11 protein-coding genes are annotated in these 12,003 nt (G+C 68.4%); 7 read left to right on the top strand and 4 right to left on the bottom strand.

What is annotated here, in order from left to right; all coding sequences use genetic code 11:
* Positions 1-93 precede the first annotated feature (93 nt).
* Entirely contained in the window at positions 94-750 is a 657-nt protein-coding gene (locus DYE07_RS05970) for a response regulator (protein ID WP_115297093.1), read from the top strand.
* Between the two features lie 117 nt (positions 751-867).
* Positions 868-2,703, top strand: a complete 1,836-nt coding sequence (locus DYE07_RS05965) for a DUF3824 domain-containing protein (RefSeq protein WP_115296544.1) — start codon at positions 868-870, stop codon at positions 2,701-2,703.
* A 67-nt stretch (positions 2,704-2,770) separates the two neighbouring features.
* Here DYE07_RS05965 and DYE07_RS05960 read toward each other — a convergent pair whose 3' ends face one another.
* Positions 2,771-4,015 carry a winged helix-turn-helix domain-containing protein gene (locus DYE07_RS05960; RefSeq protein WP_115296543.1) on the bottom strand — a complete coding sequence of 415 codons (1,245 nt, stop codon included), beginning with the start codon at positions 4,013-4,015 and terminating at the stop codon, positions 2,771-2,773.
* 167 nt (positions 4,016-4,182) lie between these two features.
* On the opposite strand from DYE07_RS05960, the gene DYE07_RS05955 reads away from it, so the two are divergent.
* The 3 genes from DYE07_RS05955 to DYE07_RS05945 all read left to right on the top strand — a co-directional run bounded on the left by DYE07_RS05955 (position 4,183) and on the right by DYE07_RS05945 (position 6,056).
* Positions 4,183-4,686, top strand: coding sequence for a hypothetical protein (locus tag DYE07_RS05955; RefSeq protein ID WP_040014818.1), 504 nt, complete (start codon positions 4,183-4,185; stop codon positions 4,684-4,686).
* A gap of 90 nt (positions 4,687-4,776) precedes the next feature.
* Complete coding sequence (locus DYE07_RS05950; protein WP_115296542.1) at positions 4,777-5,160, top strand: cold-shock protein; 384 nt, start codon at positions 4,777-4,779, stop codon at positions 5,158-5,160.
* A 2-nt stretch (positions 5,161-5,162) separates the two neighbouring features.
* On the top strand, positions 5,163-6,056 hold the full coding sequence (locus DYE07_RS05945; RefSeq protein ID WP_006946067.1) for a DUF3027 domain-containing protein: 894 nt from the start codon (positions 5,163-5,165) through the stop codon (positions 6,054-6,056).
* Between the two features lie 66 nt (positions 6,057-6,122).
* On the opposite strand, the gene DYE07_RS05940 is transcribed toward DYE07_RS05945, so the two are convergent.
* Positions 6,123-7,610: an NCS2 family permease gene (locus DYE07_RS05940; protein ID WP_115296541.1), complete on the bottom strand. Its 1,488-nt coding sequence runs from the start codon at positions 7,608-7,610 to the stop codon at positions 6,123-6,125.
* A 222-nt stretch (positions 7,611-7,832) separates the two neighbouring features.
* Here DYE07_RS05940 and DYE07_RS05935 point away from each other — a divergent pair, with 222 nt between their 5' ends.
* Positions 7,833-8,249: a DUF2530 domain-containing protein gene (locus tag DYE07_RS05935; protein ID WP_235182005.1), complete on the top strand. Its 417-nt coding sequence runs from the start codon at positions 7,833-7,835 to the stop codon at positions 8,247-8,249.
* Between the two features lie 90 nt (positions 8,250-8,339).
* Here DYE07_RS05935 and DYE07_RS05930 read toward each other — a convergent pair whose 3' ends face one another.
* A complete protein-coding gene (locus tag DYE07_RS05930) occupies positions 8,340-8,576 on the bottom strand; it encodes a type II toxin-antitoxin system Phd/YefM family antitoxin (protein WP_006946231.1) in 237 nt (78 codons plus the stop codon).
* 38 nt (positions 8,577-8,614) lie between these two features.
* On the bottom strand, positions 8,615-10,246 hold the full coding sequence (locus DYE07_RS05925) for a DNA repair helicase XPB (RefSeq protein WP_115296540.1): 1,632 nt from the start codon (positions 10,244-10,246) through the stop codon (positions 8,615-8,617).
* Between the two features lie 170 nt (positions 10,247-10,416).
* Between DYE07_RS05925 and DYE07_RS05920 the strand changes: the two genes are divergently transcribed.
* The gene (locus DYE07_RS05920; RefSeq protein ID WP_237723902.1) at positions 10,417-11,907 is read left to right on the top strand and encodes an MFS transporter; all 1,491 of its coding nucleotides are present in this window, start codon (positions 10,417-10,419) and stop codon (positions 11,905-11,907) included.
* The last annotated feature ends 96 nt before the right edge of the window (positions 11,908-12,003 follow it).

The following is a 12,003-nucleotide window of genomic DNA, read 5'->3' as shown; positions in this document are numbered from 1 at the left end:
CGTGTCGCGCGACGGGCGTTCTCATCCGCCGCAGCAGTGGAGCGCCGCAGCGCCACGGTGGCTCGCGATCTTGGCGTCCGCGACAATGTCGTCATGAATGACTCGTCCCGTGAGCCCCAGGCCCGCGTCATGATCGTCGACGATCATCCGATGTGGCGTGACGCCGTCGAACGCGACCTCGTCGCGCGCGGCTACGACGTCGTCGCCACCGCCGGGTCCGTGCGCGAGGCCGTCGATCGCGCTCGTGCGACGCGCCCCGACCTGGTCCTCATGGACATGAATCTGCCCGACGGCAACGGTGCCGACGCGACGTCCGCCATCATGCTGACGCTCGCCGAGGTCAAGGTGCTCGTGCTGTCGGCGTCGTCGGCGCGCAGCGACGTGCTCGACGCCGTAAAGGTTGGCGCGTCGGGCTACCTGCTCAAGAGTGCCAGCGCCGCCGAACTCGTCGACGCGGTCGAGGCGACGCTGCGCGGAGACGCGGTGTTCACCCCCGAACTCGCCGGGCTGGTGCTCGCGCACCTGCGTGGCCGCGTCGACACCGCGAACGACCCGGCGAGCGCCCTGACGCCCCGCGAGAGCGAGGTGCTGCGCATGGTTGCGAAGGGGCTCGCGTCGAAGCAGATCGCCTCGCGGCTCGGCCTCAGCAGCCGCACCGTCGACAACCACGTCGCCGCGACGCTGCGCAAGCTGCACCTTGCCAACCGCGTCGAACTGACGCGGTTCGCTCTCGAGAACGGCCTCGACTGACGTTCGCCGCACCTGCGTGGGCAGGGGCGCCCTGAGCACTCACTCGCGTCCATTACTCACGTCGTCTGAGTAGTCCTGCTCAGGCGCCGAAGCCGACGGCCGACGAGGCTCGAAGGCATGAATGAGAACCAGCCCTCGAACTCCTTCGACCCGTCCCGCCCGGTGCCGCCCTACGGTCCGTCGTACCCCGGACGCCCTGCCTTCGACGCTCCTGACGGCCACTCGACGCCGCCGCCACCGTTCATGGGGGCGACGCCGAACAGTGGTCATCGGCAAGGCCAGTACAGCGGTGCCGCTCCCGGCCCGGCTCCCCATGACGGGCGCCCTGGTGCAGGACCGGCACCCGCATTTCCCGGTTCGCTCGCGTTCATCCCGCCGCCACCTCCCGAACTGAAGCCTCGACGGTTCGACAACCAGCAGATCGTCGCGATGCTGCTGGCGGCCGCGGGCGTCGTCGTCACGCTCGTCGGGGTCGTGCTCCTGCTCGTCATGGCGGCGCGTGAAGGCATCCTGACGCCGCCGGTCCGCGTCGTCGGTGGCGCCGCGGGTTCGGCGGCTCTCGCCGCGGCCGCGTCGTGGGTGCGCCGTCGACCGGGTGGCCAGATCGGCTCCATCGCGCTGCTCGCGACGGCAGCGTCCGCGGCGTACTTCGACGTCATCGCCGTCACCCGCCTCTACGCGTGGGTGCCGTTGAGTGTCGGCCTCGCGATGGCGTTCGTCGTCGCGGCAGCCGCGTTCCTGCTCGCGATGCGCTGGGACGAGAAATGGCTCGCCATCGCGATCATGGTCGCGGTCTGCGTGTTCGCGCCCTTCTTGACGCAGGGCCCCGGCCTCGCGCTCGTCGCGTTCCTGTTCGTCATCCAGCTCCTCGGCGTCGCACCCGAGCTGACGCGTCGCTGGGACGAGCTCGGCCTCGCGCGGACCGTCCCCGTCGTGCTCGCCGCGACGTTCTGGATCGACCTCGACCACAGCGTCCAGGTGCCCGTCATGATCGGCCTCATCGCCCTCACCGCGGTGACGACGACGCTGCTCACCGCGACGGTTCGTCCCGACGCGCGCTGGGGTGCGGCCGCCTACGTCAGCGCCTGGCTGCCGATGTGGGTCTTCATGATCCGTGCCGACCGTTCGACGTGGACGCTGTTGGCCCTCGGGGCGACGCTCGTCGCGGCACTGACGTGGTGGGCCCTGCGGCACGCGGGGCGCGAGCTGCGCCTGGGCGCGCTCGTCGTCACCGTCATCAACGCGCTGACGTTGGCCTTCGCCATGACGACCGGGCCGTGGCTCGCCCTGCCGTTCCTCGCCGCTGCGCTCGTGCTGTTCGCCGCGCAGGGCATGACGCGTCAGCGCATCGACGGTCAGTTGGCCCTCGGAGCGCTGGGTCTCGCCGCCGTCGCGCAGCAGGTGGCCTCTCCCACGATCGACCTGTTCTACCGGGGGCGTGCCGCTGAACTGCCGGCATCCGTCGCGGTGAGCGGGCTGCTCATGCTCACGGTGGCCGCCGTCGCGACCTGGTCGGTCCGGGGCCGGGCGATGCCCGCGCCGCACGTCCAGATGACGCTCGTCGGTGCCGGCTTCATCGGTCTGCTGGGCTTCGCGATGTCGCTGATCACCTGCCTGGGTCGCACGCCGTCGGGCTTCTTCCTCGTGCACCTCGTCATCACCGTCGGCACGATGGCGCTCGCCGCTCTCGTGCTCGTCGCCGGCCTGACGCGGCCGCGCCACCTGTCGGCGTCGATGGCGGGGGGTCTCGCGCTGCTCGGCTGTGCCCTTCTCAAGTTGCTCATGTTCGATCTCGCCTACATGGGCGCGATGACGCGGGCCATGACGTGCGTCGGCGCAGGCCTCGTCCTGCTCGCGGCCGGCACCACGTACGCCCGCACCTACGCGCTGGCCTCGAAGGAGGCGAAGCAGCCGAAGGCATCGTCGGATCCGCATCAGGAGCGTCACGTCTGACATGAGCCAAACGCGCACCGGTGACGGGTGGGGCGGACCCCGCCCGTCACCGGTGCGCGTGCGTCGTTCATGCGGCGCGCCACCCCTCGGGACCCAGCCATGTCGCCATCGTCGTGAGCTCGTCGCTCAAGGCGTCCGCGGCGCCTGGGTGTGCGGCGGGGGCGCCCGGCTCCCAGTGGATCGCGTGAGCGCGCAACACCCCGGCGGCGCGGTCGGCCTTCAGGTCGACGCGCGCGACGAGGCGCTCGCCGAACAGGAACGGCAGGACGTAGTAGCCGTACTGACGCTTCGCGGCGGGGGTGTAGATCTCGAGGCGGTAGCGGAAGTTCCACAGTGCCTCGGTGCGTTCGCGCTGCCAGATGAGTGAGTCGAACGGCGACAACAGCGCGGCCGTCTCGATGCGGCGAGGGATCTTTGCATCGACGTGGCGCCATGCGGGTTTGCCGAAGCATTCGACGTCGACGGGTTCGAGTTCGCCCGCCGATACCAGGTGCTCGATCGCCGGGCGCACCTGGGCGCCCTTGAGCCGAAAGTAATCCCTTAGACACAGCTCGGTGCCGACCCCGTGCGCCATCGCGCTGCGCCGCACGAGTTCGACGACGTCGTCGAAGTAGGCGACGTCGCTGCCCGCAGGGGCGTCGATCAGGGAGGTCGGTGAGAAGAACTCCTCGGCCAGCGCGGCGTCGGCGATCTCGTTCGGCAGGACGCGCTCGAGGCTCGCGTAGCGACGTTCGAACTGCGGCGTTCGTCCGGCCGAGGTGATGCGGCCGGCCCAGAACAGGTGCTCCAGAGCTGCCTTGACGAGCGACCAGTTCCAGCCCCAGTGGTCGTTGTTCAGCTGCTCGTCGTGTTCGAGCGCGACCTCGATCTCGCGGGCTGTGGCGGGCGGGTGCGTCGTGACGTGGGCGTGGACGCGTTCGACGAGGTCGGGGTGCTCGGATGCGACGCGACGCATGCCACCCCAGGCGTCCTCATGGGCGCGCGCCATGCGGTGACGCAGCAGCGGCCACACCTGCGGCGTCACGAGACTGGCCTCGTGCGCCCAATACTCGACGAGACGACGTGGCGCGCGGTCCCGAAGCGCGTCCAGGTCGCGCTGCGCATACGGGCCGAGGCGGCTGAAGAAGGGGAGGTAGTGGCTGCGCGTGAGGACGTTGACGCTGTCGATCTGCACGACCTGCAGGCGCGCGGCGGTCGCCGTCAGGTGGCGTGTCGTGACGCTCTCGGGGCGTGCCTTCGCGAACCCCTGGGCGGCCAACGCGATGCGGCGTGCCTGCGCGGTGCTGAGGCGTCGCGGACTGCGGTTCGTCATGTCGCCGACAGTAGTGGGCGGCCCCGACAACCCCGTCGGCTCGGGGTTTTCCGGCCCCGTGACGGCGTGGCGACGCGCCAGCGTCTGGGCAGCACTCGGCACCTGACGGGCGGCGCCGAAGGCCTGGAATGACGGGGTTGTCGCCGGCGCGCGGTAGCGTTCCCGCCATGGACGACGTGCACGAGGAGAGTTTCTCGACCGCGCTGCTGGCGCGCGGCAAACGGCTCGCGATCGTCGGCGCTGCGCTGCTGTGGGTGGCCTCGCCACTGCTCATCGGCGCGTGGGTGACGGTGGCCGTCAAGCTCGCTGACCGGGGGCATGTCGGCGCGCTGCTCCATGCCGCCATGGTGGTGTGGGCGCTGGTCTGTCTCGTCGTCCTGCTGGCCGGGTTCGCGATGCTGCTCGGCGGGGTGTTCTTCTGGTGGCGCTCGCGCGCCGTCACGCAGCCGCCGACCGCCCGCCGTGCGTCGGCGGGCGATGCGGCGTCGCGCTCGGCCCGCGCCGACATGCTGCGGCAGATGCAGCAGCAACTACGCGAGGACGAGGCCCGTCGCGGCGACGGTGCACACGAGCGCGGCGGCGGCTCGGATGACGCCGGCATCGAGGTCGCCGAGCCGAGCGTGGAACGCGTCGAGGCCGACGATTCGGAGGCGCCGCACACGCGCCGGTAAACTCGAAAAGTTAGTGTTCGACGGGGTGCCGCACGCGCGAGCCATCCCACCCGAGGTCGCCCGCCGGCCTCATGAGCAAAGAGGTGCGACGTGCCGGTCGGCAAGGTCAAGTTCTACAGCGCCGAGAAGGGCTTCGGCTTCGTCTCCGGGGACGACGGCGTCGACGTCTTCGTCCCCGCGAGCGCGCTGCCTGCCGGGGTGAGCCAGCTGCGGGGCGGAATGCGCATCGAGTACAGCGTCGTCGACGGGCGCAAGGGCGCGCAGGCGATGCACGTCCAGGTGCTCGACGCGCCGTCGTCGATCGCCGAGCGCAAGCGCAAGCCCGCTGAGCAGATGAGCGTTATCGTCGAAGACGTGATCCGTCTGCTCGACGACCTGTCCTCCGGGTTGCAGAAGGGGCGTTACCCCGACCGCAGCCATTCGAACAAGATCGCGACGGTGCTGCGCGCCGTGGCCGACGACCTCGAGGTCTGATCATGTCTGACGTCCCCTCCGCGCCCTCCGCGGCGAGCGAACCCGTCGAGCCGGCGCCCGCGTCGTCACCGAAGGCTCGCCGCGTCAAGGTGGTGAAGAACGACGCCGTACTCGCCGCTGACGCCGCACGCGACATGGCGCGCGCCGCCGTCGTCGAGATCGCCTACCGCGACACGGTCGGTGAGCACGTGCGCTTCGAGATGAACTCGGAGCGACTCGGCACGCACTACTTCGCGAGCCTGGCCAAGGGCTACCCCGACTGGCAGTGGGCCGTCTCCGTGGCCCGCGCGCCCCGCGCGAAGGTCGCCACCGTGTGCGAGACGAATCTCGTGCCGACGGCGTCGTCGATCCTCGCGCCCGAGTGGGTGCCCTGGGCTGACCGGCTCGCCCCGGGGGACCTGAGCGCCGGCGACGTGCTGCCGTACAAGGAGGACGACCCGCGCCTCGAAGGCGGGTTCGAGGCAACCGGCAACGAGGACGTCGACCAGGTCGCCATCTTCGAGCTCGGCCTCGGCCGCGCGCGCGTGCTCTCGGCAGAGGGGCGCGACGAGGCGGCTCAGCGCTGGTACGACGGAGAGAACGGGCCGTCGTCCGACATCGCCCGCAAGGCTCCCGCGCCGTGCGCGACGTGTGGCTACTTCCTGCCGATGGCGGGTGTGCTGCGTCAGCAGTTCGGTGTCTGTGCCAATGATTGGTCGCCCGCCGACGGCAAGGTCGTCGCCCTCGACTTCGGGTGCGGCGCCCATTCCGAGGCCGACATGGAAGCTCCGCAGGCGCACGACCATCAGGACGCGCCGGTGCTCGACGAACTTGACGTCGACCTCGAGGTCTCTGGCGGCAGCAAGGGTGCGCGCGAGAACACCGAGCATGAGAACACCGAGCACGACGAGGCCTGAGGCAGCGAACATACGGCGAGGGCTGCCCACCACGTGGTGGGCAGCCCTCGCCGCATGATCGCTGCCTCAGCTGACGCCGAGGATCTGCTTGACGGGTTCGATGCCGAAGTAGACGAGGAAGAAGAGCCCGACGACGTACATGAGTGGGTGCACGTCTTTCGCCTTGCCCTTGACCAGCTTGATCAGGATGAAGCTGATGAACCCGGCGCCGATGCCGACGGCGATCGAGTAGGTGAAGGGCATGAGCGCCATCGTCAGGAAGGCGGGCAGGCCGATCTCCATGTCCTTCCAGTCGATGTCGTTCGCCTGCGTCATCATGAGGTAGCCGACGATGACGAGGGCAGGCGCGGCGGCCTCCGAAGGCACCATCTCGACGAGCGGGGCCAGGAAGGTCGTGAGCAGGAAGCACACGCCGGTGACGATGGAGGCGAGGCCGGTTCGCGCGCCCTCGCCGACGCCGGACGCCGATTCGATGAAGGCCGTGTTGGAGCTGATGGAGCCGGCGCCGCCGGCCATCGCGGCCACGGAGTCGACGATCATGATGCGTTCGGAGTGCTCGGGCACACCATCCTCGTCGAGCAGGTCTCCCTCGGCGCCGACGGCGTACATCGCGCCCATGAGGTCGAAGAAGGCGCCGAGCACGAGCGTGAAGATGATGAGGATCGTGGAGATGGTGCCGATCTTGCCGAAGGCACCGAACAGCGAGAAGTCGCCGATGATCGAGAAGTTCGGCTGCGAGACGAACGAGTCGGGCACCTGCGGCACGGTGAGGGACCACCCTCCCGGGTTCACGACGTCCCCCTTGGCGTTCGTCTTGCTGCCGATGTTGCCGACCGTCTCGGCGATGACGGCGAGCGTCGTCGCACCGAGGATGCCGACGAGCATGGCGCCTTTCACCTTGCGGGCCATCATCGCGGCGATGCCGAGCACGCCGATGATGAAGATGAGCACCGGCCAGCCCTGCAGCGTGCCGCTCGGGCCAAGTTGGAGGAAGCCGCCGCCGGCGGAGTTGAAACCCGCGTCGTGGAGGGCGACGAGGCAGATGAACAGCCCGATGCCGACGCTGATGGCCGTCTTCAACGGGTGCGGAATCGCCGCGAACAGTGCCTTGCGAAAACCGGAGATGACGAGCAGGAAGATGATGAAGCCCTCGATGACGACGAGCCCCATGGCGTCAGGCCAGGTCATGCCCGGCAACTTCGCCACGGAGTAGGCGACGAATGCGTTGAGACCGAGGCCGGTCGCGATGGCCAGGGGGAACTTGGCGATCGCGCCCATGAAGATCGTCATCACACCAGCGACGAGGGCCGTCACGGATGCCACGAGGGTGAGGTTCGGCGACGTTCCGCCACCGATGTAATGGCCCGTCGAGTCCGGCACCGTGCCGATGATGATGGGGTTGAGGACGACGATGTACGCCATCGTGAAGAAGGTGACGAGGCCACCGCGGATCTCCCGTCCGACGGTGGAACCGCGTTCGCTGATCTTGAAGTAGCGATCCAGGGCGTTCGCGGGCGGCCCGGGGGCGGGGGCCGAAGTGACTGTGCTCGACATGGCGCACATCGTATTTGGCGCCCGTGTGCGCCGGGAAACGTGCTCAGCGGGTGGTCGTCGCCGCCTCGTCGGGTGCGCGCCCATGACCGGGCCCGTGGGTGACGTCTGCCGTCCCTTCGCCCCGCTCAGCAGAGGCGCGCCGCCGGGTCTGAGGGCGCCGGCACCGAGCTCGGCTGTCGGTGCTTCGCCGCCCGTCAGGGGCGCGTCAACTAGGCTGTGGCGGTGAGCCCAGACCAGCGTCAGCCGAAGCGCGCGCCGCGTGCTGACGGTGCGACGCCCCGCTCGATCGAGCGCGCCCGCGAGATGCGGGAGCGCGCCGAGCACTCGATGTCCTACGAAGCTGGCGTCGTGCTCCCCGCCGAGGGCGAGGCGCGACTCGAGGAATCGCCGTACGAGAAGTTGTTCACCGGCGGCGACACCGTCATTCCGAAGCCGCAGCCGCTGCACGTCGACACACCCAAGGTGATCCTCGTCGGCGTCGCGTGCTGGGTCGTCATGCTCGTCGTGACGCTTCTCGTGCCCGCCCTGCACACGGGCGAGCGTGACTGGTGGCCGTGGACGTGCGTCGCGGGCGCCGTCCTCGGACTCATGGGCTGGGCCTACGTGCGTCGCGGACGTGGCAACGCCGAAGCTGCGTGAGCTCTCGCGGATGGCGTCTTTCCGCACTTCGGCCGAGACCGCGGTCGTCCTGCAGTAGCCGCAGCGCGACGTTGGTATCGAGCAGGATGCTCATCGCTCGGCGCCGAACAGCGCCCCGATGAGCGTGTCGATCTCATCGCCGAAGGCGTCGTCCGCCGTCGTCCACGACGCATCGAGTGTGCCGAACCTGACGGGCTCGGCGACATGCGGGACGAGGTCGACGATGGGCCGCCCCGCCTTGGCGATGGTGATCGACTCGCCGGCCCCGACCCTGGCAAGCAGCCGGGAAAGGTGAGTCTTCGCCTCGTGGATGTTGACCGTCGTCATGTGGTTGGTCTGCTGAACCAAGCTGTGCGGGGAAGGGCTCAGATGTCGCTCTCGTCGACGATGCGGTAGGCGTAGCCCTGCTCGGCGAGGAAGCGCTGACGGTGCGCGGCGAAGTCGGCGTCGACGGTGTCGCGCGTGACGATCGAGTAGAAGTGCGCGGTGCGTCCGTCGGCCTTCGGGCGCAGGACGCGACCGAGGCGCTGGGCCTCCTCCTGACGCGAGCCGAAGGTTCCGGAGATCTGGACGGCGACGCTCGCCTCCGGCAGGTCGATCGAGAAGTTCGCGACCTTCGACACGACGAGCTTGGTGATCTCGCCGTCACGGAACTGCTGGAACAGCTTCTGCCGCACCGCAACCGACGTCTCACCGGTGATGAGGTCGGCGTTCAGGCGTCCCGCGACGGTCTCGAGCTGGTCGAGATACTGGCCGATGACGAGGGTCGGTTCGCCGTCATGCTTGGCGACGATGCGTTCGACGACCGGATCCTTGACCGTCGCGCACGAGGCGAAGCGGTAGCGCTCGTCGGGTTCGCTCGTCGCATAGGCCATGCGGTCGGAGTCGGAGAGCCCGACGCGCACCTCGACGCAATCGGCGGGCGCGATGTAACCCTGGCTCTCGATGTCCTTCCAGGGTGCGTCGTAGCGCTTCGGGCCGATGAGGGAGAACACGTCGTCCTCGCGGTTGTCCTCACGCACGAGCGTCGCCGTCAGGCCGAGACGTCGACGGGCCTGCAGGTCGGCCGTCATGCGGAAGATGGGCGCGGGCAGCAGATGCACCTCGTCGTAGACGACGAGGCCCCAGTCGCGCGCATCGAGCAGTTCGAGGTGCGGGTAGACGCCCTTTCGCTTGAGCGTGAGCACCTGGTACGTCGCGATCGTGACGGGGCGGATTTCCTTGCGCGCACCGGAGTACTCGCCGATCTCGTCCTCCGTCAGCGTCGTGCGCTTGAGCAGCTCATCGCGCCACTGACGGGCCGAGACGGTGTTCGTCACGAGGATGAGGGTCGTCGCCTTGGCCTTCGCCATGGCACCGGCGCCGACGAGCGTCTTGCCGGCGCCACAGGGCAGGACGACGACGCCGCTGCCGCCGTCCCAGAACCCGTCGACGGCCTGACGCTGGTAGGGGCGCAGCTGCCAGCCGTCGGTGTCGAGGTCGATGGGATGGGCCTCGCCGTCGACGAAACCCGCACGGTCCTCGGCCGGCCAGCCGACCTTGATGAGCTCCTGCTTGATCGCGCCACGCTCACTTGGGTGGACGGCGACGGTGAAGTCGTCGAGGCGATCGCCGACGAGTGGCTTGATCTTCTTGTGCCGCAGCACCTCTTCGAGCACGGGCTTGTCGGTGGAGTGCAGGACGAGCTGGTCGCCGTCCTTCTCGAGGACGAGACGGCCGTAACGATCCATCGTCTCGGCGACGTCGAGCAGCAGCGGTTGCGGCACGGGGAAACGGCTGTGCGTGATGAGGGCGTCGACGACCGTCTCGGCATCGAGGCCTGCAGCGCGGGCGTTCCACAGGCCGAGCGGCGTGACGCGATACGTGTGAACGTGCTCGGGGGCGCGTTCGAGCTCGGCGAACGGAGCAATGGCGCGACGCGCCGCCTCGGCGTTCTCGTGATCGACCTCGAGCAGGATCGTCCGATCGCTCTGCACGATGAGTGCGCCGTTGTTCACGCGTTGCCTCTCGGTGGGGTCTGCGGCATCGACAGGTGCCGCGTTCAGGGTAACGGGCGCCAGCGACGGGGCATTCCGACCGGGGTGAGCACCGAGACGGCCGATGTTGTGTCATGAACGCGTGAGATAGCGCGCGTTCATGACACAACATCGGCGCCGCCCGTCATCGAGTGGGCCGTGACGCGATCTCCGTTACCGATGCGTTATTGAGCATTGCTCAACAAGTGACGAGTGGGGCTCTAGGGTGTGCTTCAGATCACATGAAAATGTCATCTCCCGTCGAGCAGGAGGCCCCCGTGACTGCTGTATCCGCACCTGACGTCGCCATCGATCCGAAGCGCCGCAAGCGGCTGCTCGCCGCCAGCCTGCTGAGCAGTTCGATCGAGTGGTATGACTTCTTCATCTTCGGGACCGCAGCAGCGCTGGTGTTCCCTCATGTGTTCTTTCCCGACAGCTCCGCCTTGACCGGAACCCTCCTGTCGTTCGGGACGTTCTGGGCGGCCTTTCTTGCCCGCCCACTAGGTGGCGTGCTCGCCGGCCACTACGGCGACAAGTACGGGCGCAAGCGCGTCGTCGTGATCTGCGTCCTGGCCATGGGAGCGGCGACGTTCCTCATCGGCCTCCTGCCCTCTGCCGCGACGATCGGCGTCCTCGCGCCCGTCGTCCTCGTGACCCTCAGGTTCGTCCAGGGCCTTGCGGCCGGTGGTCAATGGGGCGGCATCATCCTGCTCCTGACGGAATCCGAGGGGCCGAAACGTCGCGGCTTCGCCGGCACCTTCGGTCAGATGGGCGTCCCGATCGGCGTGTTGCTCGGCAACCTCATCTTTCTGGTCGTGTCGCAGAGCGTCTCCAAGGCTGACTTCGTCTCGTGGGGTTGGCGCATCCCGTTCCTGCTGAGCGTCGTCCTGTTCCCCCTCGGGTTGTACATCCACAACAAGGTCGAGGACTCGCCGGAGTTCAAGGAGCTGCAGGCGCGTTCCGCCGAGCGGATGAACGACGCCCCTGCTCAGGCGCCCGCGCTCGACGTGGTCCGCAAGGCGTGGAAACGCATTCTGCTCGGTTGCCTCACGATGGGGGCGACGAATTCGATGTTCTACGTCGGCATCGTCGGTTCCCTGAGCTACGCTTCGAGCGAGCTCGGGATGAAACGAGAGAGTCTCCTGCTCGTCACTCTGGTGCTCTCGGCGCTCAACATCCCCATGATCTTGTGGTCGGGCGCACTCTCGGACCGGATCGGACGGAAACCCGTCGTGTTCTGGTCAGCCATTGGCCTCGCAGTCGTCATCTTTCCCTACTTCGCTCTGCTCGGGACGAAGAGCATCGCGATGTTCGCCATCGGGGCTTTTCTCACGAGCTTCTTCCAGTCGACGATCTACGGCCCGCTCGCTGCTTATCTTGCAGAGATCTTTCACCCGTCGATGCGGTACTCGGGCATGTCGCTGGCGTATCAGTTGGCCGCCATCGCACTGGCCGGCCCGACCCCGATGATCATGGCCTCCGTCATCGACAGAACGGGCAGCACGCACGGGATCGCCGCCTACATGGTGGTGCTCAGCGTCCTGACGGCCGTCGGGGCCTGGCTGCTGCCGGAGACGAACCCCAAGTCAGTTCGCGACGACCCGTCGGCGGTGCCCGGGGTGGGTCTCAACGATGCTGTCTGAGCTCGCGCGGTGAGCTGCGGATGACGGTTGTCGGTGCGAGGTGTTTGGATGGACATCAGCTGAGAAGTCCTCGACCTCCACGAAATCTGAGGTGTT

The sequence above is a fragment of the Dermacoccus nishinomiyaensis genome (assembly GCF_900447535.1).
Classification (GTDB): Bacteria; Actinomycetota; Actinomycetes; order Actinomycetales; family Dermatophilaceae; genus Dermacoccus; species Dermacoccus nishinomiyaensis.
The sequence above is the reverse complement of the archived record's forward strand: the minus strand, read 5'-3'. Positions and strand labels throughout refer to the sequence as shown.

Excerpts from the sequence above, each read along its gene's own strand:
- DYE07_RS05970 (WP_115297093.1), top strand. The coding sequence starts at position 94 with ATGAATGACTCGTCCCGTGAGCCCCAGGCCCGCGTCATGATCGTCGAC.
- DYE07_RS05965 (WP_115296544.1), top strand. The coding sequence starts at position 868 with ATGAATGAGAACCAGCCCTCGAACTCCTTCGACCCGTCCCGCCCGGTG.
- DYE07_RS05960 (WP_115296543.1), bottom strand. The coding sequence starts at position 4,015 with ATGACGAACCGCAGTCCGCGACGCCTCAGCACCGCGCAGGCACGCCGC.
- DYE07_RS05955 (WP_040014818.1), top strand. The coding sequence starts at position 4,183 with ATGGACGACGTGCACGAGGAGAGTTTCTCGACCGCGCTGCTGGCGCGC.
- DYE07_RS05945 (WP_006946067.1), top strand. The coding sequence starts at position 5,163 with ATGTCTGACGTCCCCTCCGCGCCCTCCGCGGCGAGCGAACCCGTCGAG.
- DYE07_RS05940 (WP_115296541.1), bottom strand. The coding sequence starts at position 7,610 with ATGTCGAGCACAGTCACTTCGGCCCCCGCCCCCGGGCCGCCCGCGAAC.
- DYE07_RS05930 (WP_006946231.1), bottom strand. The coding sequence starts at position 8,576 with ATGACGACGGTCAACATCCACGAGGCGAAGACTCACCTTTCCCGGCTG.